This window comes from Haloarcula salinisoli (assembly GCF_019599405.1).
In the GTDB taxonomy this organism is placed as follows: Archaea; Halobacteriota; Halobacteria; order Halobacteriales; family Haloarculaceae; genus Haloarcula; species Haloarcula salinisoli.
On the sequence record NZ_RKLQ01000005.1, the window covers coordinates 141,588 to 165,039 of the forward strand.

Annotated in this window: 35 protein-coding genes; 3 read left to right on the forward strand and 32 right to left on the reverse strand. The window is 57.9% G+C overall.

Annotated features, from left to right (window positions below; genetic code table 11):
* Positions 1-297: 297 nt before the first annotated feature.
* The 28 genes from EGD98_RS18990 to EGD98_RS19115 all read right to left on the reverse strand — a co-directional run bounded on the left by EGD98_RS18990 (position 298) and on the right by EGD98_RS19115 (position 15,237).
* Positions 298-1,224: a hypothetical protein gene (locus EGD98_RS18990; protein ID WP_220589926.1), complete on the reverse strand. Its 927-nt coding sequence runs from the start codon at positions 1,222-1,224 to the stop codon at positions 298-300.
* A gap of 68 nt (positions 1,225-1,292) precedes the next feature.
* Positions 1,293-1,736 (reverse strand): hypothetical protein, encoded by a 444-nt coding sequence (locus tag EGD98_RS18995; RefSeq protein ID WP_220589927.1) that lies wholly within the window; start codon positions 1,734-1,736, stop codon positions 1,293-1,295.
* 134 nt (positions 1,737-1,870) lie between these two features.
* Positions 1,871-2,212, reverse strand: a complete 342-nt coding sequence (locus EGD98_RS19000; RefSeq protein WP_220589928.1) for a DUF5615 family PIN-like protein — start codon at positions 2,210-2,212, stop codon at positions 1,871-1,873.
* Entirely contained in the window at positions 2,212-2,493 is a 282-nt protein-coding gene (locus tag EGD98_RS19005; RefSeq protein ID WP_220589929.1) for a DUF433 domain-containing protein, read from the reverse strand. The genes EGD98_RS19000 and EGD98_RS19005 overlap by 1 nt, the downstream gene beginning before the upstream one ends.
* A gap of 63 nt (positions 2,494-2,556) precedes the next feature.
* Positions 2,557-2,805: a DUF7389 domain-containing protein gene (locus tag EGD98_RS19010; RefSeq protein WP_220589930.1), complete on the reverse strand. Its 249-nt coding sequence runs from the start codon at positions 2,803-2,805 to the stop codon at positions 2,557-2,559.
* Positions 2,806-2,865: 60 nt separating this feature from the next.
* Entirely contained in the window at positions 2,866-3,045 is a 180-nt protein-coding gene (locus tag EGD98_RS19015) for a hypothetical protein (protein ID WP_220589931.1), read from the reverse strand.
* 186 nt (positions 3,046-3,231) lie between these two features.
* The gene (locus EGD98_RS19020; protein ID WP_220589932.1) at positions 3,232-4,497 is read right to left on the reverse strand and encodes an RNA-guided endonuclease InsQ/TnpB family protein; all 1,266 of its coding nucleotides are present in this window, start codon (positions 4,495-4,497) and stop codon (positions 3,232-3,234) included.
* Between the two features lie 102 nt (positions 4,498-4,599).
* Positions 4,600-4,800: a hypothetical protein gene (locus tag EGD98_RS19025; protein ID WP_220589933.1), complete on the reverse strand. Its 201-nt coding sequence runs from the start codon at positions 4,798-4,800 to the stop codon at positions 4,600-4,602.
* 77 nt (positions 4,801-4,877) lie between these two features.
* Complete coding sequence (locus EGD98_RS19030) at positions 4,878-5,294, reverse strand: PIN domain-containing protein (RefSeq protein WP_220589934.1); 417 nt, start codon at positions 5,292-5,294, stop codon at positions 4,878-4,880.
* Positions 5,295-5,300: 6 nt separating this feature from the next.
* Positions 5,301-5,531 (reverse strand): hypothetical protein, encoded by a 231-nt coding sequence (locus EGD98_RS19035; RefSeq protein WP_220589935.1) that lies wholly within the window; start codon positions 5,529-5,531, stop codon positions 5,301-5,303.
* Between the two features lie 88 nt (positions 5,532-5,619).
* The gene (locus EGD98_RS19040) at positions 5,620-5,904 is read right to left on the reverse strand and encodes a hypothetical protein (protein WP_220589936.1); all 285 of its coding nucleotides are present in this window, start codon (positions 5,902-5,904) and stop codon (positions 5,620-5,622) included.
* The gene (locus tag EGD98_RS19045) at positions 5,898-6,266 is read right to left on the reverse strand and encodes a hypothetical protein (protein ID WP_328763347.1); all 369 of its coding nucleotides are present in this window, start codon (positions 6,264-6,266) and stop codon (positions 5,898-5,900) included. The genes EGD98_RS19040 and EGD98_RS19045 overlap by 7 nt, the downstream gene beginning before the upstream one ends.
* Before the next feature lie 148 nt (positions 6,267-6,414).
* On the reverse strand, positions 6,415-7,326 hold the full coding sequence (locus EGD98_RS19050; RefSeq protein ID WP_220589937.1) for a transcription initiation factor IIB: 912 nt from the start codon (positions 7,324-7,326) through the stop codon (positions 6,415-6,417).
* 51 nt (positions 7,327-7,377) lie between these two features.
* The gene (locus EGD98_RS19055) at positions 7,378-8,049 is read right to left on the reverse strand and encodes an SWIM zinc finger family protein (protein ID WP_220589938.1); all 672 of its coding nucleotides are present in this window, start codon (positions 8,047-8,049) and stop codon (positions 7,378-7,380) included.
* 273 nt (positions 8,050-8,322) lie between these two features.
* Entirely contained in the window at positions 8,323-8,538 is a 216-nt protein-coding gene (locus EGD98_RS19060; protein WP_220589939.1) for a hypothetical protein, read from the reverse strand.
* Positions 8,531-8,761 (reverse strand): hypothetical protein, encoded by a 231-nt coding sequence (locus EGD98_RS19065; RefSeq protein WP_220589940.1) that lies wholly within the window; start codon positions 8,759-8,761, stop codon positions 8,531-8,533. Before EGD98_RS19065 ends, EGD98_RS19060 begins: the two co-directional genes overlap by 8 nt.
* A gap of 44 nt (positions 8,762-8,805) precedes the next feature.
* A complete protein-coding gene (locus EGD98_RS19070) occupies positions 8,806-9,051 on the reverse strand; it encodes a DUF8129 domain-containing protein (protein ID WP_220589941.1) in 246 nt (81 codons plus the stop codon).
* A gap of 5 nt (positions 9,052-9,056) precedes the next feature.
* Positions 9,057-9,269 (reverse strand): hypothetical protein, encoded by a 213-nt coding sequence (locus tag EGD98_RS19075; RefSeq protein ID WP_220589942.1) that lies wholly within the window; start codon positions 9,267-9,269, stop codon positions 9,057-9,059.
* Positions 9,260-9,571 carry a hypothetical protein gene (locus EGD98_RS19080; protein ID WP_220589943.1) on the reverse strand — a complete coding sequence of 104 codons (312 nt, stop codon included), beginning with the start codon at positions 9,569-9,571 and terminating at the stop codon, positions 9,260-9,262. The genes EGD98_RS19075 and EGD98_RS19080 overlap by 10 nt, the downstream gene beginning before the upstream one ends.
* 338 nt (positions 9,572-9,909) lie before the next feature.
* Complete coding sequence (locus EGD98_RS19085; RefSeq protein ID WP_220589944.1) at positions 9,910-10,224, reverse strand: hypothetical protein; 315 nt, start codon at positions 10,222-10,224, stop codon at positions 9,910-9,912.
* A 211-nt stretch (positions 10,225-10,435) separates the two neighbouring features.
* A complete protein-coding gene (locus EGD98_RS19090; protein WP_220589945.1) occupies positions 10,436-10,654 on the reverse strand; it encodes a hypothetical protein in 219 nt (72 codons plus the stop codon).
* Between the two features lie 60 nt (positions 10,655-10,714).
* On the reverse strand, positions 10,715-11,245 hold the full coding sequence (locus EGD98_RS19095; RefSeq protein ID WP_236039643.1) for a hypothetical protein: 531 nt from the start codon (positions 11,243-11,245) through the stop codon (positions 10,715-10,717).
* Complete coding sequence (locus EGD98_RS19100) at positions 11,242-12,003, reverse strand: hypothetical protein (RefSeq protein WP_220589947.1); 762 nt, start codon at positions 12,001-12,003, stop codon at positions 11,242-11,244. The genes EGD98_RS19095 and EGD98_RS19100 overlap by 4 nt, the downstream gene beginning before the upstream one ends.
* A gap of 356 nt (positions 12,004-12,359) precedes the next feature.
* Positions 12,360-13,418 (reverse strand): outer membrane protein assembly factor BamB family protein, encoded by a 1,059-nt coding sequence (locus tag EGD98_RS19105; RefSeq protein WP_220589948.1) that lies wholly within the window; start codon positions 13,416-13,418, stop codon positions 12,360-12,362.
* Positions 13,419-13,448: 30 nt separating this feature from the next.
* Positions 13,449-13,808 (reverse strand): hypothetical protein, encoded by a 360-nt coding sequence (locus tag EGD98_RS20905; RefSeq protein ID WP_236039644.1) that lies wholly within the window; start codon positions 13,806-13,808, stop codon positions 13,449-13,451.
* A gap of 39 nt (positions 13,809-13,847) precedes the next feature.
* Entirely contained in the window at positions 13,848-14,069 is a 222-nt protein-coding gene (locus EGD98_RS21220; protein ID WP_328763353.1) for a DUF6884 domain-containing protein, read from the reverse strand.
* A gap of 2 nt (positions 14,070-14,071) precedes the next feature.
* Positions 14,072-14,203 (reverse strand): hypothetical protein, encoded by a 132-nt coding sequence (locus EGD98_RS21110; RefSeq protein WP_268899218.1) that lies wholly within the window; start codon positions 14,201-14,203, stop codon positions 14,072-14,074.
* Positions 14,204-14,292: 89 nt separating this feature from the next.
* Positions 14,293-15,237, reverse strand: a complete 945-nt coding sequence (locus tag EGD98_RS19115; protein WP_220589949.1) for a DUF6610 family protein — start codon at positions 15,235-15,237, stop codon at positions 14,293-14,295.
* Between the two features lie 100 nt (positions 15,238-15,337).
* Between EGD98_RS19115 and EGD98_RS19120 the strand changes: the two genes are divergently transcribed.
* Both EGD98_RS19120 and EGD98_RS19125 read left to right on the forward strand, forming a co-directional pair.
* Complete coding sequence (locus EGD98_RS19120; RefSeq protein WP_220589950.1) at positions 15,338-16,129, forward strand: HNH endonuclease; 792 nt, start codon at positions 15,338-15,340, stop codon at positions 16,127-16,129.
* Positions 16,130-16,272: 143 nt separating this feature from the next.
* On the forward strand, positions 16,273-19,272 hold the full coding sequence (locus EGD98_RS19125) for a HEAT repeat domain-containing protein (RefSeq protein WP_220589951.1): 3,000 nt from the start codon (positions 16,273-16,275) through the stop codon (positions 19,270-19,272).
* Between the two features lie 15 nt (positions 19,273-19,287).
* Here EGD98_RS19125 and EGD98_RS19130 read toward each other — a convergent pair whose 3' ends face one another.
* Complete coding sequence (locus tag EGD98_RS19130) at positions 19,288-20,241, reverse strand: ArdC-like ssDNA-binding domain-containing protein (protein WP_220589952.1); 954 nt, start codon at positions 20,239-20,241, stop codon at positions 19,288-19,290.
* 112 nt (positions 20,242-20,353) lie between these two features.
* Here EGD98_RS19130 and EGD98_RS19135 point away from each other — a divergent pair, with 112 nt between their 5' ends.
* Positions 20,354-20,668: a DUF6788 family protein gene (locus tag EGD98_RS19135; protein ID WP_220589953.1), complete on the forward strand. Its 315-nt coding sequence runs from the start codon at positions 20,354-20,356 to the stop codon at positions 20,666-20,668.
* 11 nt (positions 20,669-20,679) lie between these two features.
* Here the strand turns inward: EGD98_RS19135 and EGD98_RS21405 are convergent, their stop codons facing one another.
* From EGD98_RS21405 to EGD98_RS19145, 3 genes are all read right to left on the reverse strand, one after another.
* Positions 20,680-20,940, reverse strand: coding sequence for a DUF8069 family protein (locus tag EGD98_RS21405; protein WP_236039648.1), 261 nt, complete (start codon positions 20,938-20,940; stop codon positions 20,680-20,682).
* An 87-nt stretch (positions 20,941-21,027) separates the two neighbouring features.
* Entirely contained in the window at positions 21,028-22,287 is a 1,260-nt protein-coding gene (locus tag EGD98_RS19140) for a Cdc6/Cdc18 family protein (protein WP_220589954.1), read from the reverse strand.
* Positions 22,288-22,908: 621 nt separating this feature from the next.
* Positions 22,909-23,142 (reverse strand): hypothetical protein, encoded by a 234-nt coding sequence (locus EGD98_RS19145; protein WP_220589955.1) that lies wholly within the window; start codon positions 23,140-23,142, stop codon positions 22,909-22,911.
* Between the last annotated feature and the right edge of the window lie 310 nt (positions 23,143-23,452).

The window sequence follows — 23,452 nt, forward strand, 5'->3', positions numbered from 1 at the left end:
TATTCGTCTGAATCATCACATATCTCCATCTACTTGACCGATCTGTGGATCGATTTGCATTGCGAGATACGCGCTGTGCATCTTGCACAGCTATCATAATATTTCTCTGAACTGGTAGAAACTCCGATGGTCAATTCGCACACTCTCTCTAGCGTCTAATTCACTAAATTCTGGCCGTAAACAATACCTTGTGAATGGTGTTATAACGCCCTCGTAATTAACCAGCATTTAGACTCCATCTATTGGTTAAATATTCCGAACGACACATCGCAGACCAGTTCAGTACGAAGAGTCGGCTCAATCCCGAATGACCGGCTCTATGAGACTGGACACTGGCAGCCCCTCGAAAGGCAGGTCGAACTGTGTATACGACTCGCTCTCAAGCTCGCTGTCCGCAGGCTCGTGTCGGGGCTGCCCACAGGTTGTACACGCCCAGATCGGCCGACCACGATGGGGATATGGCGCGATACTGTCGCGGCCGACTGCCTCATGACCAGTAATCTCCCCACAGTCGACACAGTACAGCGGCTCGTCAATATCGTCGAGGTCTGGCGTCCTCTCGTACCGCTGTACGATGCCAGGTACGACCCAGTACTGTCGGTCGGCGGCATCGATTTCTGCCTCGAGTGTATCGAGCTCACCGCTGGTGGTCACCGGGCTGCCGTCCTCGCGATAGATCCGTGGGTCGCCCTCACCGTCCCAGTGCGTCTTGTCGACAGCAGTCTCGAACAGCGTCGTCCCGTCGGGCTCGTCGATAGGTGCCTCCGACGGAAGATCGGGCCAGCCCGTTGTAAGATGTGACGCCGGCGCCGTCTCGAAGGCAGCCCGGAGTTTCACCTCGCCATGGGAGACCTCCGGTCCGGTCGCAACGTGGTCGCTGACATCGAATGCCGAGGCCCCCAGCGCTCGGGCATGATAGGTACTGTTGCCGGGAACCATAGCAACGACGGTACGACCGAACGACCAATCTTGGACAGCTGTGTCGCCATCCGAAGCCGCGGACTCGCTCACCCCGTTGCTCGCACAGTATGGACACTGGATTTCGCCCTCGGGAATTGGCTGCCAGCAGCTGGCACAGGTGTTGGCCCGGTCCTGGCCATCGCGATGGGTCGGGTAGTTCCCTGGGAGTGTGTCCCCATCATCCACCGCATCTTCCGCGCCAGGGTCAGACCGACCCGCTCCACGGAGATCCGCCGGGTCGTACTCGGAGTTCGGATCAGTCACACACAGTGAGTATCTCGTCATCGTTTTTAAACTACAGGACGGCCCAATTTACAGAAAAAGAAGGCGTGTCACTGGTCTAGTGCCTCAAGAGCGCCGACACGAGCGGCCTCGTTCGTGTGATGCTTCAACCAGCGGCGGGCCTCAGCCTGGGCTGCGCCGACACGCCCATCGTCAGGGTCCGTGTTGGACGCCCACGCCTCGCCATCGGTGAGACAGTCGGCACAGGCCTGTGCGACCAGTTCGAGCGCTCGTTGGCGTGCCAGCCAGTCTAGCGTCGCTTCGATTGCCTCTAGCCGGCCGAGATACTCGACGTCCTCGCCCTGGTTGTGTTGCCGGAGGTCGGCGGCCTCGCTGACGACGGCCCGACCATCGCAGATGCGAGTAAGCTGACCGTCGTTTTCGATGCACAGCCAGACCAGGTTTCGAAGCAGTGTCGTGTCGAAGTCAGTCGCCATCCGCTCGGCGAAGCTCGATTGCCGTTCAACCGAAGTCTCGGGGCGCTCACCACCCATCGATGCTCCCCTGGACCTTGGTGACGTGTTTCTGGAGCGATACAGCGACTGCTCTAGCGATTTGTTGAGATAGCACGAGTAATCACAGGACGATATGTTCTCGTCCCGCACCCGCCCGGGACGCACAAATTCAGCTATAGCCAGTTGGCGCTGATATACTCCAGCGTGACATCCGGCTGTTCGATATACTGGGACATTTCGTGGACGATATCGCCTACTTCGCGAGCCGAGAGCGTCTGGTCCTTCTGAAACAACACGCCCGGACTGTCTGCGAGGTTCAGTGCGGTAAAGAAGTCGTCATCCTGTGTCAGAATGAGGCGACCCTCTGCTGTCGCATATGCAGCAATATCGGTATCAGAACTACCAACACCGAGCTCGGGAACATCTCGTATCCACTCGACGTCGTGGTCGAGCTTCCGGAGATACGTCACCGTCGCTCGCTCGATGTTCTCGTCCGCCAAGATCCGATAGCCCATCAGTTTCGAACGTCCTCAGGGTCAGTCGTTAGATGGGCGTGCTCCTCGATAGCAGCCTCACGGTCCTGTTCAACGGCCCGCATCTCTTCGGGATTATCGTAGTAGTATGTCAGTGCTCGGTAGACATCTGCGACGTCGATGTCATGCCGGTCAGCAACCGTCCTGGGTTCGAGTCCTCGACCCTCGACCTGCTCTTTGATGAACTGGACCGTAATCCGCCGGCCCTCCAGATGTGGCTCGTCGTGGAGCTCCCGAACGATCCGACGGGCCATCTGACTCATATTACTAGGTACAACCTCTCAGTACTTGAACCTCGGGCTTCGGAGAAGCAACCAATCCGCTAGCTACCGCTCGTCGCTCTCCCCGTCGTCTTTCGACGGCTGGATGTTCCGGCACCGGTCACTGTACTCGGCTTCGTACTTCTCTAGCAGGAACTCGAACTCGCTGGCCGCTTCTTCGGCCGTCGCCCCCTTGCCCTTGATCGTGAACTGGTCTTCATCGCGCGTATCGGTTCCGCGTTTGAGACGCACTTCGATACTGGCACCGACATCAGTTCGCTCGATTCGCTCTGGGTTTGCAGTGTCGTCTGTCATGGTTTGAAGGAGCACAGCGTCGTGCCCCGCACCCGCTCGGGGCACAGAAATTCGAAACCGTCACTTGAGGTCGTAGCGGTTCTCCAGGGCGTGTCGATACCGCGCCTGGAGTTTCTCGGCGACCGATTCGCCACTCCCCGCTGGCTTCGCGATAATGCTCGCAAACTCCGCAGCCGGTTTCCAGCCGTCGTCTTCCCGCTCGGCGTCCCACTCCTGGACGACAGCTCGGCTGCCGTCCACAACGACGTACAGCACTCGACACGCGGGCCGTTCGCGATTCGGGAGCCCAGTTCGGTCCCCGGTCTGTGGATCCACCTCGAACTCCAGGTGGAGACCCCATCGATAGTAAACTACCCCACCCTACTTCGCTCACCGCATACGCGGTTCGCTCGTTGAGGGTGGGGCTTTGATGTGGACTCCCGGCAATCAGTCGCCAGCAATAGGCTGGTGACTCTCGCCGTTCAACGTCCCACCATTTATACGCACGTCTACTGGTGCGTCTCCGCTCCCCGACTTGGGCGAGGAACGGAGTCTATGTTGTCGCTTTCGGGCGTACCGTAGCCCGATGTTCTTTGCGCCGTTGTAGTCTGCGTTCACCTCGTAGCCGCACTTCTGGCAACAGAAGTGTTCTCCGTGACGGTTATCGTCGTGTGTGAACCCACAGTCCGTCCGAGAACAGCGTTGGGACGTGTGGTTCGGATCAACTTGCTCCACGGAGACACCCCATTCTGGTGCCTTGTACTCGACGTACTCGAACAGGCGTCGGAACGCCCATATGTGGTGCCACTTTGCTTCGGGAAGCCGCTCCCGGATGTCCGTCAAGTCCTCGAACACGATTACGTCGCACTCGTTCTCAACGGCTTCCGTGACAAGTTCGTTGGCAACGGTATGGATGTACTGCTTCCGCCATTCTTCTTCACGCTTTCCGAGGCGAAGCAGGGCGTTGTGCGCGGCTTGTGTCCCACGCTGTTGCAGCTCTCCTCGTCGCTTCTCGAACTCCCCAATCCAATGGTCGTAGTCGTCTCCTTGCCAGAAACGCCCGGTGGAGGAAACAGCAAGACTGTTGACACCGAGGTCGATACCGAGGACTGTTTGGTGCCCGGTATCTGCCGAAACCTCTGCGTTGTCACTTCTGTCTTCGTCTTCTTCAGAGTCATACTTCCGAGTGGTAATATGGAAGTAGAACTCGTCGTCCACCGCGTCGTACTGGAGTGTACTCGCCCGGAACTCATACTCCTCGGATAGCACGTACTCTTCGTATGGTGTGGGGCTGTCCGAAGGAAGTTCAAAGTCACACTCGACACGCCCGTTGACAGTCGAGAGTGAGACTTTGTTCCGGTAGAATGTGGCGCTGCGCTTGTCGTAGACTATACTCCACGACGTGAACTCCGGTTGACTGACTTGCTTGCCGTTCTTCCACCGTTCAACACACCCCTTGGTTGCTTGGACGGCGCGTCGGATGGCTTCTTGAACAAGGTTTGCAGTGAGTTCGGTTTCGTCGCGGAGGTCGTCGTAGAGCGCGTTTCGTGCGGTTGTGTTGGCCGTGATGCACTCGGTATAGGAGTTGTCGGACCAACAGAACTCGGCAGCGCGGTTGGCACAATGAAGGAACTGGCGGGCGGATTTGTGGAGGTCGTCGCGGCTCTCGTTGGGAACGACGAGTTTGACGGGTGCGGTACGCCGGACCTCCATATTTCAGATGAGTATCCGACGGTTGTTAAATACTTGGGAGTCAGTCTGCCGATGCATACTGGTTGTGTGGCACCATGTCGGTTTCCTCTCCGGCCTACTCACTCACTCCGTTCGCTCCTTGAGGCCGGAGGCTCCACCTCGAAAGTGCTGGATCGCATAGAAGGCCTTCTCGTCACGCTCGATGGGTTCGTGGCGACCGTGTTCTGCCCACGAGTCTGGCAGGGGTCGGTTCTCGCTTTCGTCCTTCCAGCGCCATTTGTACTCGGTCCCTGAACCGCCGTTCCGCTGGGAACTCCTGCTCATCTCTCTCAGCCACCGGAGAGTCCACAAAATCGCACTGAAAGTGCCGTATCACGACGTCTTGCGCTTCTAGATGTCAGCTAAACAGTCGAGAATGTGTCGAGGACATCTTGTGTCGTATACACAGGTACCAAGTCTTGACTCTGGAAATCAGTATCATCGCTCCATATTCCAGCGTCAGTGCCGAGCGCACAGGCCAGATAGAGGACATCATCTGGGTCTGTATCACCAATCGCTGTATCAGCGTCGTCAATATGGTTCTGGAAGGAACGTACGGGGACAGTCTCGATGTGCCTGAACAGCAGGTCGATGAACTGCTGCACTCGGTCTTCGTCCATCCCTGATTTCTCGATGACTAACGGCTTGTATTTGCCCAGCTCGTCTACCACGATTTCAGGAGTGAGAAGTTCTGGCTCCAGCGTCACAATCAGTTCCCGTGTTTTCGAATCCGCGATGAGAGCGGATATGATGACGTTCGCATCAACAATCAATTTCATCCGGAATCAATCCGACGTATCTTCGAGACGCTCGCGTGCGCTTCCGTTTATTTTGTCAGCAATTTCGGCGACATCCGCTTCAGTGAGTTCGCTATCGCCAGTGAGTTCATCCATAACATCTAGTTGCTGGACTTTCTCCTGAATCGCCTGTCGAGTGACCTCACTCCAATTGATCTCTGGATGGCGCTCCATCTGTTCTTTGAGCGTCTCATCGACATTGACGGTAATACTTGGCATACAGTATCCTATGTGTACACAGATTACTGTGTTTTTCGGTGCTCACATGAACAGACAACACGAGCTACGACTCTTCCAAGCTGTGATGCTACGCTGCAGTCGGCCCGTGTCGAATATCGTGGACCAACCGGAACAGTGCCCAGCCGTACAGCACGACCGACGCTGACCACAGCCACCGGTGGTACGGTAGGTCGGCGCGAGCCGCCACCAACGCGATGGGCGACACGACAAGTCCGACGCCGGCGGAGATACAGAACTGGACCAGCCCACCGCCCACACGGCACGGAAGCCGACGGAGGGAATCTTCCAGGGCGATGGCGGCCCCCAGCAGCACGATGCCGCCACCGACAGCACCCAGGGTGAACCTCAGCATCCTCGACCACCGACCGACAGTGCAGCGATTGGCTGGACGTCCACTCGGCCGAGCTCTGACTGGGTTAGCACGGCACACAGTCCCTCCCGAGCCTCAGCACGCGAACACGGTTCGATATCGACTCCATGTCGCCGGTCGATTCGCACCCTGGCGAACGGCTCCGATGCCGAGGCGCTGAGATGCTTGCTTTGACAGAGAATCCATTCGGTGCTGAAGTCTGGTGCTGACTGGAACCGTGCCGCGACCGGCTCGTGACGCAGTTCGACCAGCACACACTCGGCGAACGCCACAGCCTCCGTTGGCGAGCGCAGCGTCGGGACATCCGCCTCCAGGTCCTGCCACGCTGCGGGAGTGTCGGGCACACCCACCGTCTGCGAAATGATTTGGTTGTTCGGCGCTGCCGCTTCGGCGACTGTAAGTGACTCCTTGTTTCGGAACATAACGGTGTGTGAGCGCCCGTTTTTCGACGCCCCTCGCCCGTCTGGGGCCCAGAAAATTTGCTGGGCGTGGCTACTCGTTAACGTGGTCTTGGAGTCGTTGATACCACATCCGCAGCGTTGGCGGGACCACCTCCGCGGCCTCTGCAACAGTCGTCTGAGCCCATTCTTGGCCAGTCTCTTCACCGGCGAGATAGACACATCCCGCCGCGATTCCCCGCCGACTCCCGGTGAACCCCTGCTCGTCGTCAACCAGCTGTGCCAACTCCCGAGCCCGTCGACCTGTCGCGTCGGTAGCCGGCACGGGCATCGCTTCCAAGACCCTCGGCACCCGCTCACTCGGGCGCTCAATGGGAATCGGGAGTTCGAGGTCACGTTGAAACACTTTGTATACCGTCCAGATGTGGGACTCCGAACACCGTGCCACTTCGGCGAGCCGGTGCATCTCGATGGCGTTGTTGCACCGACAGGCGATATAGACCGCCGCTGCAGCGCCGCCCTCTATCGATCGTCCGATCAGAAGGTCCGCATCTTGGGCGGTCTTGAACAGCGAGCACGCCTGGGTGCGAATCGTATCTGACAGCTCAAGCGCGCTGGTGACCCGCCGAATCTCGCCCAGTCCGTGCGAAAGGTTTCGCTGGCGCTTGGACTCGAACCGCGACCGACGGTGGAGAGTCCGCTGACGGCTGAGCCGGCGCTTTTTCCGCGCCGTCAGGACCGTCCCGTTCGCATCCGAATGGGCACGACCAATCTCCGTCGAGAGCCCCTTATCGTGCCGGGTTACCGTCCGAGGAGCGCCAGTCCGGCGACACTCGTCCTCGTCAAATGAACGCCATTCCGGACCGTGGTCGATCTGCTGTTCCTCGACCACAAGCCCGCAGTCGGAACAGTGCGTCTCTCCGCCGACTCGATCAAGATGACCACCACACTCGGGACACGTTGATGGAGTGCTGGACTTACCTGTCGGTGCAGATTGCGATGACATGTGTTTCTCCTCCACCCGCAAGGGAGTCAGAAAAACTCGCTACAGGACGGCTCAGTTGGCGTCTGGAAGCCGTCCATCGGGCCGCGGAACCAAACCGTCCCGAATCTCAATATCGACCCGACGCAGGTGCTTACACCGCTCTGCAATGTCCGGACAGCTGCACGATTCGGCCAGCACGTCAGCCTCGTAGACACTGCCGGACGCCGAGTGTACCTCATAGCGGCCGGGTTTCTCGAGGAAGGATATGTCCATGTCCTCGCGTTTGGCCCGCTTGGTCCGGTCCTCGTCGTCGCTGTGGACTGCGAAGGGGTCGTCTTCAGGGTCAGTTAACTCTCCGTCGTCGAATCGTGCCTGAGCGACTCCGCCGTCAGTCGCGGAAAAGCGAACCTCACTGTCGACGTGTTCACCGAAGCCATCATCCAATTTTCTTCGTTTGACCCAGCCGGGAATCGGACGCTCGCCGGTGACAAACGCTACCCGCCGCCGATGCTTGCAGGTCACCTCGCGGTGCTCATCGTCCGGACACTCACAGGTTTCTTCCAGAGTGTCGACGAGATAGGTCGCTCCAGAACTCGACACGACCAGATACAGGTCGGGCGCACCGCGAGCCAGCCCGATATCGTCAAGGACGCTCATTACCTCCATCAGGGCGGCCTCGGTTCGGTCGGGAAGGTCACTAATCTCGGGCCTGTCGGTCGTCGCTGAAGGGTTCTGTGTCGCCATGTCTGTAGGGGCGAGACGCACTCACCGGTACGCCTCTCACCCACCAGAGGCCCAGAAAATCACCCTACGAGTAGCGCCGGCCGAGTTCGAGCGCTCGTTCATGGCGCTCATCAAGGTGATCGATATCCTCTCGATATATCGTCCCTGGACGTGCGATGAACCCACAGGCACGGGCACAGAGAAACACCACCTCCCAGCCACCCGGGACCGCACTGAAGCGATACAGCAACGATGAACTGCATCTGGGACAGGTTGCATCGGGATGTTCGATGATCATCGGTCCACCAGCCGTTCGTGGACTTCGGGGTTGACTACCGGGACGACGCCGGTCACCTCAGTTTTCCCGTACCCTTCTCGAAGGAGATCGTGGACATCGTTCGCGAGAGCGACCGCTTCGTCCCGCTTCTCAGGGGTCTGCGCGTTGGCCGAGAAATCCGATGGGCTAACGCCCCGAACTTCGATGAAGAATCGCGGTTCAGCCTCACACATCGGCCTCAACCTCACTGACCAGAAGGGTCGTCTCATCACCCTGTGCCGTCATCGGGACCCGGTGCGTCCGGACGAAATCTGAGGTTGCGAGCGTGTGTTCGACGAGCCCGACAAAGCCTTCCTCGACGTCGTCACCAAACTCGATAACCGCATCTGGGTCGGGAACAGCTGCATACTCATCGTCCTCTGCTGTCGCTGGCTCTGAGACTTGCTCTTTCGACATGATCAACCACGCGGTGCTGGAATAGCCCCGCATCCAGCTGGGGCTCACAAAACGGGAGCCGTTTCACCGTCGTCTTGCCCCTCGTCGCGAAGTTCCCGCGCCCGCATCCGCAACGCGGCCTGGACCTGTGTGCGGTCGCGATGCTGGGACTCGTAGGCGACGTACTTCTGGACTGTCTCGATGGAATCCATACAGCAGATGCCGGCCCGGATCGGTCGGAGGCGGTCAGCATCCAGCAGTCTCTCTGGCGGAAGGCGCTCAAGAACCGCCTCTGTTTCGTGTTCGGGCATACCACTCACTCTGCAGCAGCAGAAAATTCGCTGAGTGTGAGCTGGTCGTCCATCTTGAACCGACACTCAGGATAGTGCGCGAGAACGGTCCCATCGAAGACCGCCCAGAAACTGAGCTTGTGGGGCTCGACATGCTGCCAGAACCGAGCGTGCCGCAATCCGTCTTCGACCCGCCGGGCTTCGACGTGGGGCCAGCACTCGCGCTCGATTAGCGCCATGCGGACGCTCCCTCTGGCCGGTCCTGCATATACAAGTTGGCCAGCGACAGGCCTGCGTCGAGCGTCTGCCGCGTCCCGACAAGTTTCGTCGCCCGTTCGAGTCGCCACCTGTTGTCCTTTCTTTTGAGCAGGACCGTCGCCCCGGTGTCGGGGATGAGCCACCCAATCGTGTCGGTCCCAGCGGCGAGATACTCCCACTGCCCAGCGGCGGCCTCTCGGGCCGCGGCCTGTCTATCAATCTGGCCATCCGATCGGGGTCCGCCGGCGCCGAAATCGCCGAGCGTGGCTACCTCGCCGGTCATCGCGATGCCCCCTGTTTCCAGTGTTCCACCTCGGTGAGAATCGCATCGATGGTGGTCGCGACTCGTTGGACTAGCGGGGCCTGAGCGTCAACGTCAACGGTGACCTGTGCTCGGAGTGCAAGGACATCCGGCGTCGACAGCCACGGTAGCCGGTCAGCGACAGAACTGAGGACCACTGCCTGGAGGTCGGTATCAAGCGGTTGCTGCTCGCGAATAATGGTCGTTATCGGGGCGACGAAATTCCGACGGGACGGGAGTCCACGAGTATGCCGACTCGACTCGTGTTTTGGATAGTTCTGATACATCCTCTCGGCCGCCAGAGGAACACAAAAGATGGTCTAATCCAAGCTAAATCCAATATATCTAATATATTTTGTAAATGTGTTGTAATTCATCGGTGCTTGTTCATTCTTCTCTATCGTCTGGAGTCCGTCATCAGTCTCGCAAACAGGTTTTTTCCCATCTGCGTCGCTAATTCTCTCACCAGTAAACGTCGCGTTTGGTCCATATTCTTCTTCACAGTGCCTCTGGCTCGCTAACTCAAACAGGTAGAATTGATACCCCATCCAGAATAGAAACAACGCAATGACTATTAGTTGAGCCATTCTCCCTATCAGGTACCGCCGCCGCTCCTGTTTATTCATCTCACTCATGTTGGTTCACACGTCTGCATCATCTAGTCCGACCTGAACGATCTCAATAAAAACAGGAGTCATGTTTCTGAAACGCTTCTTGTCGTGTCGTTGCTGTTTGTCTGACATCCTCGCACCCGTTTGAGGAGCATAAAATCACGGCAACTCGCACTAGACTTCTAACTGTCTCGGCACCGGCCAAACCGTGGTCTGACAAATCGTTCAGAGCCGTCTACACTCGGTATCGGGTGTCCGTCTCCCAGTAGGAGTTTAGCAGGCTGAGTGAACCGCCGACAACACCAAGAATAACAGCAGTTATCAAGAGACTCACGAGGAACTCAAACTTCAGGACTGAGTTGAATATCCAAGTAAGTATACCCCCAAGAAAGAGTGCTATTATAAAACCGTATTCAACGAAAGTCGCTACCAGTATTTTGAGAGTATCTGGCATGGCTAGTAAACCACCGGATATGAATGAATTACACTTCTATTAAAATATAGTTCTGACTTTTCAAGCCCAGATATCAAGACCAGCCTGTTCGCTTTCAGTTGGAGTGCCGCTGGTCGTCTCGACACGTTCCGTATCGAACGGTGGCTTGGCCAACCGAACAGCCTCGTCGTTGTACGACCACTTCGTCCGTTTCACGCAGCCGATGGCAAGAACAGGACTGCACTCGACACAGGTACTCACGGAACCCTCAAACCCGACAATCTCTACTGACCAAGCGATGATACTCTGGATTCGGTGAGTATCTTCTTCTGGCCGGCGAGTACTGGACGACCGGCAGCCAACAGCCCCACAGCAGTCGCACGTCACCAGATACTCGCGGTCTGCTTCGTGGAAGAGGGGCGCCGCTTGCTCCATGTTGTCTCGGTTGGCGAAGGCGCACTCGCCACAGATTGCGAAGTGGTACACACCTTCCTCACGGTCGACATCAGCAGGCCACCGGAGGTACGTTCGTGTCCGCCCGAGGTACTCCCAGTTTCGGGTCCCACAGAACCGGCAGTACTCGGCCTCAGCATCTTGTGATACATCGCTCATTGCGACCATCGGTCCAGCGTCGACTGTTCGCGAATGTTTTCGACGGGACAGAGGAACCGCCACTTGTACCGCTCGCGGATTGGTTTGTCCTCGCGATTGCTCGCCTGCCCTGGCTCGCGATACCCGGTACAGGTCCACCCTTTGTCCCGCAACGCCCGCACCATCGCGCCGTCGAAATCCGCCCGCACCCACGTTAGGAGGAAGCGAACGTCCTCGTCGGCATGGTCACGAACGAATCGCTCCTGGGCCCGCGCGAGTGCCGCTGATGCGAGGTTCGGCATCCGAACACCGATGCAAATCCGAGCGGCCTCGACGATGGTGTCGCCGGCGACCACCTCACTGTCGACGACGGGCTCGTCCGTCGACAGGAGGATCCGCCGGGCCGTCGGTCGAAGACGCTTCGGGAGCGGGTCGATATCCAGCGGCTCTGGATGGAGCTGGCCGGCGACGCCGTACCGAATCCGCTTGCGCGAGATGAGCGGGTAGCGCCAGGTGATAGCGCCGACCAGTGCCCCCTGGAAGTACACGCCGTGATGGGCGATGTTCACCGACGGCAGCGAGTCCATGTAGGAGTGGTGCGCCTCGTACACGGCTGACGCTGTCTCGCGGGAGATTGGGTCGACATCGACGTGGTCAGCGAACCGGATGCCGAACGGCGCCGTGAACGGTTGCCCATGATCGTGAATCGGACATGAACACGACGGCGTTGGTTGGTGCTGGAACGACTCTGGTTCGGAGTGGGAAGCAGACTGAGCCATCCTCTCGCCCGCCAGAGGAGCACAAAATCCGGAGTGTTAACCAACACTAGAGCCTGTTGCCACTCTTGAATTCCCGCGCGTCAACCCAGTCCGATAGTCCCCACTCATCACTCATCCATAGGCAGATCTGGTATAAAGAAATAGACTTACTTCCAAACAGGGGGAAAATTCTGTCCCGGGCAAATGCCCGAGTGTGAAGATCCACACACCTGATTTCTAGTGAAAACTGGAATATCTGTTCCAGCTTGTGTGACAAACACTCACTCACGAGGGGACGGGCCACACACCAGTGAGCGTGTCAAAAACGGGTTCATTGCTGTAGCGTTTGGACCTGCGGTGCTACCCCGACGGCCATGCTACTGTTCCGACAACGCGTACACATTGTTGTCAAAGCTCCCAACATAGACGGTGCCATCCACCACTGCTGGTGACGAACCCACTTGACCGCCCGTCCCGTAAGACCATTGGTCGGTGCCACCCTCGGCCGACAACGCGTACACACTGGTATCGTTGCTCCCAACATAGACAGTGCCATCAACCACCGCCGGTGACGAAGCTACCCAGTCACCCGTCTGGTAGGACCATTGCTCGGTGCCATCCTCGGCCACCAACGCGTACACATAGCTGTCGTCGCTCCCAATGTAGACGGTGCCATCCACCACTGCCGGTGACGAACGTACTACTCTACCTGTCTCGAAGGACCATTGCTCGGTGCCATCCTCGGCCGACAACGCATACACATAGTGGTCGTCGCTCCCAACATAGACGGTGCCATCCACCACTGCCGGTGACGAAAACACCCATTCACCCGTCTCGAAGGACCATTGCTCGGTGCCATCCTCGGCCGACAACGCATACAAATAGTGGTCGTCGCTCCCAATGTAGATGGTGCCATCGACCACTGCCGGAAACGATGACACTAATCCACCAGTCTCGAAGGACCACTGTTCGGTGCCATCCTCGGCCGACAACGCGTATACATTGTTGTCAAAGCTCCCAACATAGACAGTGCCATCGACCACTGTCGGTGACGACCGCACTTGATCACCCGTCTCGAAGGCCCATTGTTCGGTGCCATCCTCGGCCGACAACGCGTACACATTGGAGTCGAGGCTCCCGACGTAGACAGTACCATCACCCACTGCCGGGGACGAAGCTACTGCATCATCCGTCTCGAAGGCCCATTGTTCGGTACCGTCTTGGGCCGACAACGCGTACACACTGTCGTCCCAACTCCCAACATAGACAGTGCCATCCACCACTGCCGGTGACGAACGCACTTCAGCGTCCGTCTCGAAGGCCCATTGTTCGCCAACGGGTCCTTCCGGCCCTTCAGATGAGCTACAGCCAGCAATCACACCCACACCAGCAGCCCCCACCACACGAAGCCACTCCCGACGAGTCCGATTTGACATATTTGTACCATAAAGTGCTGATATATAAACTCAATTGGTAACTGGTTTTTCAAGAAGCGCCCTGCCGCTGTCGCGAAGTGTCAGATTCTCGCGTTCATGAAACGGGAACCTGACGGTTGCTTTCGGCGGGAGTTCCCGGTACGTCCCTCGACCAGTCCGAACCGCTGTCGGCCTGCCGCTGAAGATATCCCGCTCGCGAAGCGCGTCGACGTAGTCACTCCCGGCGAGGACGACCAGTTCCCGACAAGGCGACTCGTCCTGGTCGGCGGCGTAGAGACGACGAAGCCAGCTGCCGAGCGCCGAGTGGACCCCCATCGCCCACCGGTCCAATTCCGTCTCGACTGGGTCACCCGAATGGAGTTCGTACGCTGGCTTGTCATTGATCGGCACGTCTCGAAGGTCGTCGATTGTTGTGTGGTAGGGGTCGACCTACAGCCGCGGCATGAGGACCGCGTGTTCCGCCGAGAGGATTCCCCATGTGTTCGGCCACCGATCGGCCGTCCCGGCCCATCGGACAGCAGCCTCGACGTACTGGCGTTTGACCGCAAAGTATGACGACGTATACAGTTCGCGGGCCTCCACTGTTTCCGAAGCTATCGCTGCCCCACATCCAATGAGCACGAAACGGCCACGGGTTCGCTCACCGGGCATTCTCACTGGCTATCCGGGTGCTCTCCCTCGAACACCTCACCGGACTCCTGGGCCCGGCAATGCTCGGTGCCAATGTCGTCTATGTCGCTATCCGGCTCCTGCTCGTCCGTCGACTGCTGTTGGTCGGTACTCATTTGAAGAATCCTCACCCGACTGGGTGGCACAAAATCTAACTGTTAACCAACAATTGCCGATTTTTGCCTCGTGTTGGTTAATACAAGTCTCACGGCCGCCGCTCACCAATCGGTGTCAGTCCCTCGCGGTACTCGATTCGGTCCCGTTCGTATTCATCGCGATAGGCCAGCGTCTGGCCGTTCTCGTACTCAACGACGATAGCATCCTCCAGGTCTCGACCACCCGCATGGTGCCCGTCGGCGGCGAACACCCGGTCCATCGGTTCCGCTGTTAGCGGATTCCGGTCTTTCTCCCTCGACGGCCACACCCCGACCGACTGCCAATACCGCTTGATCTCCCGAAGACTCTCCCGGACCGTCTCCCGAATCGAGAACTCATCAGCCTCTCGATAGCCGTGTGGCGAGAAGTACTGGCCTTTGAGCGCCGCGAGATGAATCCCGTTCCAGTCCACTCCGACGATGTCCGCCGGTTCCTCGCCGGTCACACGCGGTTGAGTGAGCTCATCGATCACCTCGTACTGCTTCGGGGGACTCGCACCAAGCAGATGCACCCGACGACCCCGCCAATCGACGATGTTGGTGTACTCCCCAGCTGTCTTGTCCGAATACCCCATCGGGTAACCCAGTACAATATCCTTGTCGACGGCGTCGATTGCCTCCCGGCACTTCGGGACGATGATGAGCTCCGTGTCGGGGAACTTCGACTTGAGTTCCCGCGCGGCGCGGTTGTACTCGCGTGCTTCCTCGACATCGTAGGCATCGCCGAGGATTCCAATCGAGGGTGCATACCGCTCAAATCGCTCGATGTACCGGTCCAAGTCGGGATTCCGAAAGTCGTTGTCCAGCATCTCAATTGGGACGTCGACGTTCCGCAGCGACGACTGGTAGGAGTAGTCCTCGCGAACACCGACAGTGAATCCGAGCCGATACGCGTCGACGACGAACGGCTCACGATGGAGGAAACCGATCCACTCGGCTCGCTGTGCGTCGTCGATGGCCGTTGCTGACCAGGAGTAGATCGCCTCTGAAGACATGGAACACCAAGCGCGCCCATCGGCGCGCTCAGCTGGCTAGCGCGCCACAAAACCACCCCGTAGTTTAAATTGGGTTACGTGACAATCAGCAAGTAAGAGGATGGCCAAGCCCGGCGTTGACCCTCGCTTTACCGATCCACACAACTTCGACGGCTACTGGCCGCCAGATTGGGATGCCCGTCAGCAACTGGTCGTTAAACGCGACGACTGGACGTGCCAGAACTGCAATACCCGCAACCCAGACAACCTCTGTACGATTCCTGAGCAACCAATTGACCACGGTGGAAGCTTCGAGCTTTGGAACCTCATCACGCTGTGTGAGGACTGCAAATTCGAATTCCAACAATCGAACGAGGCAGGCCAAGGGACAGCCCAGTCGTCGAATACGTCTGGACCAGAGAGAGGCTCCACAGACGGCCTCGATCAGCCAGCGGCACCAGGCACTAATTCCACAGACCAGCAGGAAACAGATGCCTCTGCAGTGACCGTGGAAACTGATCCAGAATCGGAACCCAATGAGACGGTCTCTGGACTCAAACGAGCAGTCGTCGCTTTCGGCGGTGGCACAGCCCTGGCCGGGACATATATCGGTGCGTTAGTCATCGCCTCCATCGCCCCAGACTGGATGTTCTCGCTATTCTTCCTTGGCCTGCCATTCGCCGGGCTGGCCACCGGGTCCAGGTGGCCACTCTCGACTGTTGTCGCTCTCGGCCATGTGGCTCTGTTTTATGTCGCCATCGCGCCGTTTGCCCCGCCGAGCATGACGGTCACCAACCTCCGCCTCTGGATACCGTTTGTAGTGCCTCTGGTCGGAATCGCGTACGGACTCGCTGCAGACCACTATGACCTGTCGCTACGTGACCGGCTCCGACGGCCTCAGATTCTCGATTGATGGTCGAGTGCGTTCGTCGACGATATGTAGGCTGAAAAACTACGAATAGCGGAATGTGGACTTATCGCCGGTAGTATCGGGCCCGTGTTATACGCACACATACTGGGAGAACCTTTCTGTACTCGGCCAGTATCGGTGCAAATATGCGAGTCAGTCGGGAGGTCTGGGACGATCAACAACCGCCAGCGGTGTTTGAGACGGCCGACACCGACGCCGAACGCCGGCGGATTCTCAAGGCCGTGCGTGAGGACAACCGGGTCGAAGCGTTCCCGCTGGTCGCCCAAATTGCGGCTGGAGACGGGGGTTATGAGGGGAGAATCCGCCGGGCAGCGATGAGTGCGGTCAGTACGATTGGCGAGCCGGATGCCATCTATGCCGTAGCACTGGGCGTGGCCGCCGACGAATCTGCTGAGTACTGGACGCGGATGATGGCCGTAGAAGCACTTTCAGACCTCGAGGAAAGCGTCTACGACGAGCGGCTGCCGGAGACACTAATTGAGGCTCTGACCGACGGTGAGTCAACTCCTGAGAACGAGTCCAAGCGCAGGCAGTTCTGGATTGTCGCGTTCAAGCTACTGGCGACGTGTGACCCTGATCTGGCCCGCCGGACGGCGCTGACAGTACTGTCCGAGTCCCGGCAGCTGGACGAACGCAAGAGAGCCATAGCCCGCGCTCTCTCTGGAGCCGAGAGCGCAATCGTTGACGAACAGATACTACAGGTACTTGAGCGAATAGCGACCGATACCGATGGCGACGGGGAACTCCAGGAGGCTGCTGTCGATGCGCTCGTCGCTCACTGGCCCGATCGTGCGGGGGAACTGGCCAGACGGCTGCTTACCGACGGGGTGACCATCCGTTCGAGTGGGGTCCAGAAGTCGCTCGTCTCGACTCTCGATGGCAGCGACGAAGGAGATAGAACCGTTCTCAGGACCGTCCTCGACGAGCAATGGCGAAGCACTGGTGTACGGATTCGGGCGGCGAAAGAACTGGCAACCAGTGGGACTGCCGCAGATCTTCGGGCGGTGTGTGACGCCTTCGGGTTTCCAACCAATCGGGAGGAAGAGCTCGGCTACTCCAGCGTTTCGTTCAGCCGTGTTGCTGATACGTTGCTCTCGTTCGACCATGAGGCTGTGCGGCCGGTGTTTGAGGCCGTCGCGGGCGATACGTCCGCAAGGAACCGCGACCGGCTCGCCGCAATCAAGGGCCTCGGGACACTTGGTGATACACGCTCAGTCCCGGTACTGGTGTCGCTGCTCGACTCTGAGCAGGAGGAACGGCGCCGTCGGTTGTCCACCTGGCACCGAATTGTATCCGCCCTGAGTGCAATTGGCAGCGACGAGGCACTCGACGCACTCATCCAGGGTGACGGCGCCGATCTTTCAGGGATGGCGGCGCGAGTAGCGGACGGTTCGGCCGATGCGTGGCGCCGTCGCAACGCAGCGGAGGCCCTCGGTGAAGCTGGCGACGAGCGCTCCGTCCCAGTCCTCCAATCAGTGCTTCTGTCGGAAGATTTGTTGGCGGTCAAGCACGGTCAGTCGAAAATCGCGAGAGCACTTGCGGAAATCGGCACTGAACTAGCCTACCAAGCGCTTGTTGCCGCCATTGAAGCCGATACTAACATCCGAACCACGTACGCCGCTGCCAAACAACTCGCATGGGACCAACCGACCTGCTTAGAGATACAGACGCGTATCGATGCCCTCGATAGGGCTCTCCAGGAACTGTCGGAGACACCCCAGACTCGATGGGGGCCCAGGTTCCGGACCCGGCAGCTCTACGAGTCACTAGGAGAGCTACGGGCTGATGCGGATTTAGAAGCGGCTGTCGAGGCTGCGGGCTCATATGACGGTAAGTACTACCCCCGGGCGCTGGTCGAGCCGGCACTGGCGGCTGGCCGGCTGGACTACCTCCAAGAGTTGGTAGCCTCAGTTGGACTCCCTTGGACCGTTGCCAGTCCGCTGATTGAGGGGCTGGTCGAGCAGCATGAGTCACTCGGCCTGTCGGAGGTCGGCGACTTTCTGCTATGGTTGCTCGATCCAGAGACTGGATCCTACCCGAACGGACGGCATCTCTCGCCCCTGGAGACCGAGGCTGGTGAAAAAGTGATCGGGTATCTACGGACCGAGCGACCCGCTGACTACCGCCAGGTCGTGCTGTCGCTGGTACAAGAGCATCAGACTGGCCTTAGATTGCTGGATGATCTGGACGACGGCGAAGATCGGCTCCAAGCCTGTCTTGTGGCCTTCGAGCGTCTTGGCCAGTACTCGAGGAAACGGCGCCGTCGACTACTGAACGAAATCGCGTCGATGGACCCGGTGGCAGCCGACGATGCTGCTGTGGCGGCGCTAACAGAGCGGGTGGATTGGCTATCTATTGGTCGCCTGCTCGACAGGGGTGACGAACGCGTCGTTGACCTGCTGTGTGAGTATCTCGAGGTGACGACTCGGCCGCAATCAGTCGGCAGCCTCGCCGCCGCACTGCGGGACTCGCCGGCAGATTCCGACATCGTCTTCGAGGCGATCAGGGAGAAGTACCGCGACCCATCGTTTTACCACCGACTCCGGATCGAACACGAGGGCTACAACACTGCAATCAGATATGAGGAGGAACCCGGACGGCTCCTCGGCCATCTCCACGAAATCGACCGTGAACGTGCAATCGAAACGTTCCGTGCGGATCTGGCTGCTAATGAAATAACCGCCCTTCGGCAGGACCTGCTGTCTGCACTCGGAGCGTACCTCTCCGAGGACGAATACCAAGAGGTGTGTCAGTCCTTGCTCGACGACTCGGACCCGGCTGTTCGGCTCGATGCGGCACTTGCACTTACCCGCCGAGGGGAGGTGCCAGCTGTGTCGACACTGCAAGAACTGGTCTTGTCGTCTGGGCTCGACTTATCCGACCGCAAGAGTGCCGTGGCTGCCATCGGCAACGCCGACAAGGAAGTGGCGGTGAACCATCTGATTGAAATCATCGAGGCTGACCACGACTACGATGTCCGTGGAGAGGCCGATTCGGTCCGGGCGGCTGCGGTTACGGCGCTCGCCCAACAGGAGACCGTAGAGGCTATGCGATATCTCCAGAACAGAAGTACCAATGACGGCGCAATCTGGCGGGCGTCCTCGGCGACGCTACAGGCGGAGTGAGTCTGTCGGGCGTACCTATTCGACGGCGTCGATGACTTCCGCTGCTGTCTTGGAAATCCGGTCTAGTCGGTCCCGTACTGTCTCCGGTGCATCCCCGTCCCACGCTGCGAGATAGAACGCCGCGTTGTCCGCGTCCAGCCCGAAGTGCCGACTGACGATGTAGGCAACCGCCTCGGCTTCGACCTCTCGACGTGACCGCTCTTTTTCGTCGTCACAGTCGAAATGCAACAGCGCGTGGGCAAATTCGTGGATGAGCGTGCTCGCGAGGTCAGCCCGATTTTCACGGTCAACTACCTCCACGACTGGCTTGGTCGTCGTGGGGCTCCGTCGCTCGCACACCCCGCTGGCTGATCCGTGAGTCCACTCCCCCGGTGGAACGATTCTCGCGTCGACGCCGATGACGTCAGTCACCTCGAGCAGCGCTTCGACCAGTCCATCCGTCTGCCCGTATGCCTCGGTCTCCAGCTCGGGAAGGGGCTCGCCCTCAGTCTGGGAGATGTCGAACACCGACGTTGGCCGGAATCCGACCAAGCCTCGCGACCACTCCTCGGGCTCCGTCTCGTCGAACTCACAGTCAGTGCGCTCGTGGTACGAGGGAGAGTTCCCACACTCCGGGCATTTGTCGGTGATGATAGGCGCCCAGATCCAGATGGCCTCCTCACCCGCCTGGACCTGCCGGTCGAACTCGTCTTTCCAGGTGTTGTACCCAGCGACCTTCGTCGCCTCGGGACACTGTAGTTTGATCAGCAGCGTGTTCCGGGCCGAGTAGTCGTGGAACTTGCTCTGGACGTCCAGCCATTGCTGGAACTGCTTGCTGGCCTGGGCCTCGTCGGTTAGCTTGGCGAGGTCTTCGACCCACGCCTCCAGCTGCTCGCGCATCTCATCGGCCCGTGTGTCTGAATCGTCGAACGAGTGGGTGGTCGTCGTACTGTGCTCCTGGTCGGGAGTCTCGGAGTTCATCGTCGACATGAGTCTGTGTCGGGACGCACTCTCGGGCACGCCCCCGCACCCGCCAAGGGGGACAGAAAAGTATCTTAACCAACAGAGTGAAGATTCCGGCACCGAATGTTGGTTAACATCTATGCCAGAGGAACCCACACAACCAGCGACTCTCCCATCGGGCATTGTCGATGAGTGTTCGGCCCTATCAGTGGACCAACTTCAAGAACTCGCCAAGTATGCCGAGTCGCTGGCTGAGTATCGAGAACGGGAGAAACGACTCGAAGGTGAGGACGAGTCATCAGACGAGGCACCGGATGACAGACCCGATGAGGTACCAACTGGGGCGTCGGTCACGGTCAAGGAAATCAACGACAATCGCTATCGCTACTGGCAGTGGCGTGATGGGGACAAAATCAAATCGAAGTACATCGGTCCAGCCAATCCAGACGAGTGATTCACTGTTGATTATCCTTCGTCATTGGCTGCTTCCCAGCCTTGGTGAAAATACGCCAGAGCGGTGTCGGAATCGAATTTTTCACCGGAAGGCCAGTGTACGAGGCACTGGTCCTCGGGCACTGCTTTGACGATACCAGCTGCCCTGAGTTCCTGCACAATCCGGCGTGCCCTGGACTCGTCGACGTCGACTGTCTGTACTCGGTGATTATCTCGGTCCTGTGCGAGTTGACGGCGCTCAAACCGTTCGTAGTCTGGTCGTGAGTCGTTCATGATTGCTCCGCACCACGAAGGAGCGCAGAAAGTCTATGCCAGAAGCAAACCGAGGGGAATCAATCAAACTAGTTTAGGGTCCTGAAATCAGGAGCCAATCACTTCCACAATATGCCCAACACGCGAATCATCTTCCAAGGCATCTAACACCGAATCGGGGTTGACATCTCCAGCGAGTGTATACATGTTCGACATTCCTTGTCCCCGGCCGCGACCATGGCGGTCTTTCGACAAGACATTTGAATGGACGAGATCGTTCAGCTTTTCTCTAAATGTGTGCTGTTTGAGCTCATTGGCATCAATGTACTCACAGAGATCGGAGTACAGTTGATGGAGTGCCGTCGTTTCACCCGTCGCACCATTCAGTTCGGCAGAAACAACGGTGAGTAGTGCGATTTTACGCTGCGTAGTTTCAGCACCAATCGTATCAATAAGGGCTTCTCTCTCGATCTCCTCTTTCGCAGCACGAACATGGCGTTCGCCAACCATTCCGACACCTTCGTCATCGGCGAGATCACAGGCGTAGGACAGCAATTCGATGGCCTGTCTAGCGTCGCCTGTTTCTTGTGCGGCGAGTGATGCCGTCAGAGGAATTGTGCCGTCCTCAAGCACATCGCTTTTCAGATGGGTGAAATCCTCATCCCCGTCCTCAAAGTGAGTATCGCGGAGTGCCTGTGCAGTACGGCGAGCAAGGATATTTTGAAGATGATTAGCGTTGTAGGGATTGAACGTGATTTCGCGCTGACCGAGGGATGAACGGACATCAGCGTCGAGATTATTCCTGAACTGTAGGTCATTGGTAATACCGATTATTCCGATTTTGACGTCATCGGGGTTAGCTCGAGAGAGTTCGTAGAGAATATAGTCATCTTCACCAATCGCATCAATCTCATCGAGAATGATGATGACAGTCCCGCCAATAGTCTCGAGTTCGTCGAGAACCATCTCGAATAGCCGTTTCCGCTGGTATCCACTGGGTTCGTCAACTCCCTGACCCTTGCGTACTTCGCGAAGTTCTTTGACGAGTCTGGTTAGGACGTGGTACGAACGGTCAGCTCCCTTGCAGGGGAGATGAATGACTTCCAGTTGCACCCCTTCTTGATTAGCCCACTCTTGAAGTTGTTCAGATTTTAGTTGGACACCCGCAGTTTTTCCTTGACCAGTCGGACCATAAACGAGAATATCGCGGGGAGAGCCATCCATAGTTACAGGCCGGAGCGCCATGTGGATCTTGTCAAGCTCTTCCTCCCGCTCAGGAAGATCGGTTGGTTTGTATTTCCCGACATCAGCCTCAAGAACGTCAATATCTTCGTATATCGTGTCCCTATCCCCGAATCCCTGTGTCATCTTACCTGGGGTATAGATGCCATATTTGATAAAACCCCCCGGTAGAGTGATGAGAGTGACATGGGGTGGCTGAGAGTGTAACTCCACGGGGACGGGGGGTATGAGAGTGTAAATGGTCACAGGAACAGGTGGGGGAGAGGACTGCAATAGTAGAGATGATACTTCAGTTATAAAGCGCCAAACAATGAAGATTTCTGGTGGTCTAGTCAATATACTCAATTAGTTGTTAGAGAGTTTCTCCTATCGATATACTGCTCTTCAGCAATTCGTTCTATCTATTACTATACTAGTATATAACGAAAGCGTTATAATAACGCGAAATCACTCCCACCAAGTCCACAAGAACTCTAGGTTCAGATCTTGAGTGCAAGACGGACTCTAATCGCTGAATTCGCTGTTTTTACACTCTTCCACCCCCCGTGGAGGTCAGTTGACTTGGACCTAAATGGATACCATCCCGTCAGTAGTTACACTCTCATACCCCCCGTCTCCCGGTGGTGGAACTGGTGGTTAAAGCGACTTACAATATTAACCAACACTTCCCGATATCCATACTCTGTGTTGGTTAATGAGGACTCTCGGTGCCTTATCGATACCACAGCCACAGCAGACAACAGTTAGTCAGTCTGTTTTCCGAAGTTGGCCATTAACCTCGTAGAGCCAGCCTCGTTCGAGGAGCCGGTTAAGAACGTAGGTCGCGTCCGCATCAGTCTCGATCTGCTCGGCTTCGGTGAGGAGGATCTCGGTAACCGCCTCCCTGGAGAGTTCGTCCGTGTCCGATGCGTACGCTGTCTCAAGTGACTCGTAGGCGTTCTGGATCCATTGTGGTAGAGATGGCTGGTCGGTACGCCGCATCTGGTGTGAATTAGAGGTGATAGCTGGCAATTTCTGTTGAGTGACACTCCGGACACCGTTCCCGATTGGTGTCGGCCATGCACCCGCACCGACGGCACTCATATAAGACTTCTCGCTGAGGCCCAGAGATGGCCGCTCGAAGGTGCTGAAGCATATGACAGACTTTGAAAGCCCGTGACAAATAGCTAGCCCGTCTTTTGGCCTCACAGTTCATGATTACGGCGATAATCACGACCATTGTCCTGGAGAGGCTGCTACCTCTGCTTAGCCTGAGAGGTATGAGCGGAAATCGCATTCGCAGGGACGGGGC

What these genes read in the sequence shown, in the direction of transcription:
- EGD98_RS19065 (WP_220589940.1), bottom strand. Translation starts at nt 8,761, where the DNA reads ATGTCGAAAGAGCAAGTCTCAGAGCCAGCGACAGCAGAGGACGATGAG.
- EGD98_RS19080 (WP_220589943.1), bottom strand. Translation starts at nt 9,571, where the DNA reads ATGACCGGCGAGGTAGCCACGCTCGGCGATTTCGGCGCCGGCGGACCC.
- EGD98_RS19025 (WP_220589933.1), bottom strand. Translation starts at nt 4,800, where the DNA reads ATGAGCAGGAGTTCCCAGCGGAACGGCGGTTCAGGGACCGAGTACAAA.
- EGD98_RS21405 (WP_236039648.1), bottom strand. Translation starts at nt 20,940, where the DNA reads ATGAACGACTCACGACCAGACTACGAACGGTTTGAGCGCCGTCAACTC.
- EGD98_RS19000 (WP_220589928.1), bottom strand. Translation starts at nt 2,212, where the DNA reads ATGGGCTATCGGATCTTGGCGGACGAGAACATCGAGCGAGCGACGGTG.
- EGD98_RS19120 (WP_220589950.1), top strand. Translation starts at nt 15,338, where the DNA reads ATGGCCAAGCCCGGCGTTGACCCTCGCTTTACCGATCCACACAACTTC.
- EGD98_RS19030 (WP_220589934.1), bottom strand. Translation starts at nt 5,294, where the DNA reads ATGAAATTGATTGTTGATGCGAACGTCATCATATCCGCTCTCATCGCG.
- EGD98_RS19105 (WP_220589948.1), bottom strand. Translation starts at nt 13,418, where the DNA reads ATGTCAAATCGGACTCGTCGGGAGTGGCTTCGTGTGGTGGGGGCTGCT.
- EGD98_RS19090 (WP_220589945.1), bottom strand. Translation starts at nt 10,654, where the DNA reads ATGCCAGATACTCTCAAAATACTGGTAGCGACTTTCGTTGAATACGGT.
- EGD98_RS19140 (WP_220589954.1), bottom strand. Translation starts at nt 22,287, where the DNA reads ATGACACAGGGATTCGGGGATAGGGACACGATATACGAAGATATTGAC.
- EGD98_RS21220 (WP_328763353.1), bottom strand. Translation starts at nt 14,069, where the DNA reads ATGCCCGGTGAGCGAACCCGTGGCCGTTTCGTGCTCATTGGATGTGGG.
- EGD98_RS19135 (WP_220589953.1), top strand. Translation starts at nt 20,354, where the DNA reads ATGCCAGAGGAACCCACACAACCAGCGACTCTCCCATCGGGCATTGTC.
- EGD98_RS19095 (WP_236039643.1), bottom strand. Translation starts at nt 11,245, where the DNA reads ATGAGCGATGTATCACAAGATGCTGAGGCCGAGTACTGCCGGTTCTGT.
- EGD98_RS19055 (WP_220589938.1), bottom strand. Translation starts at nt 8,049, where the DNA reads ATGGCGACACAGAACCCTTCAGCGACGACCGACAGGCCCGAGATTAGT.
- EGD98_RS19075 (WP_220589942.1), bottom strand. Translation starts at nt 9,269, where the DNA reads ATGGCGCTAATCGAGCGCGAGTGCTGGCCCCACGTCGAAGCCCGGCGG.
- EGD98_RS19005 (WP_220589929.1), bottom strand. Translation starts at nt 2,493, where the DNA reads ATGAGTCAGATGGCCCGTCGGATCGTTCGGGAGCTCCACGACGAGCCA.
- EGD98_RS19010 (WP_220589930.1), bottom strand. Translation starts at nt 2,805, where the DNA reads ATGACAGACGACACTGCAAACCCAGAGCGAATCGAGCGAACTGATGTC.
- EGD98_RS21110 (WP_268899218.1), bottom strand. Translation starts at nt 14,203, where the DNA reads ATGAGTACCGACCAACAGCAGTCGACGGACGAGCAGGAGCCGGATAGC.
- EGD98_RS18995 (WP_220589927.1), bottom strand. Translation starts at nt 1,736, where the DNA reads ATGGGTGGTGAGCGCCCCGAGACTTCGGTTGAACGGCAATCGAGCTTC.
- EGD98_RS19060 (WP_220589939.1), bottom strand. Translation starts at nt 8,538, where the DNA reads ATGTGTGAGGCTGAACCGCGATTCTTCATCGAAGTTCGGGGCGTTAGC.
- EGD98_RS19020 (WP_220589932.1), bottom strand. Translation starts at nt 4,497, where the DNA reads ATGGAGGTCCGGCGTACCGCACCCGTCAAACTCGTCGTTCCCAACGAG.
- EGD98_RS19070 (WP_220589941.1), bottom strand. Translation starts at nt 9,051, where the DNA reads ATGCCCGAACACGAAACAGAGGCGGTTCTTGAGCGCCTTCCGCCAGAG.
- EGD98_RS19085 (WP_220589944.1), bottom strand. Translation starts at nt 10,224, where the DNA reads ATGAGTGAGATGAATAAACAGGAGCGGCGGCGGTACCTGATAGGGAGA.
- EGD98_RS19115 (WP_220589949.1), bottom strand. Translation starts at nt 15,237, where the DNA reads ATGTCTTCAGAGGCGATCTACTCCTGGTCAGCAACGGCCATCGACGAC.
- EGD98_RS19040 (WP_220589936.1), bottom strand. Translation starts at nt 5,904, where the DNA reads ATGCTGAGGTTCACCCTGGGTGCTGTCGGTGGCGGCATCGTGCTGCTG.
- EGD98_RS19145 (WP_220589955.1), bottom strand. Translation starts at nt 23,142, where the DNA reads ATGCGGCGTACCGACCAGCCATCTCTACCACAATGGATCCAGAACGCC.
- EGD98_RS19050 (WP_220589937.1), bottom strand. Translation starts at nt 7,326, where the DNA reads ATGTCATCGCAATCTGCACCGACAGGTAAGTCCAGCACTCCATCAACG.
- EGD98_RS19100 (WP_220589947.1), bottom strand. Translation starts at nt 12,003, where the DNA reads ATGGCTCAGTCTGCTTCCCACTCCGAACCAGAGTCGTTCCAGCACCAA.
- EGD98_RS19125 (WP_220589951.1), top strand. Translation starts at nt 16,273, where the DNA reads ATGCGAGTCAGTCGGGAGGTCTGGGACGATCAACAACCGCCAGCGGTG.
- EGD98_RS19035 (WP_220589935.1), bottom strand. Translation starts at nt 5,531, where the DNA reads ATGCCAAGTATTACCGTCAATGTCGATGAGACGCTCAAAGAACAGATG.
- EGD98_RS19130 (WP_220589952.1), bottom strand. Translation starts at nt 20,241, where the DNA reads ATGTCGACGATGAACTCCGAGACTCCCGACCAGGAGCACAGTACGACG.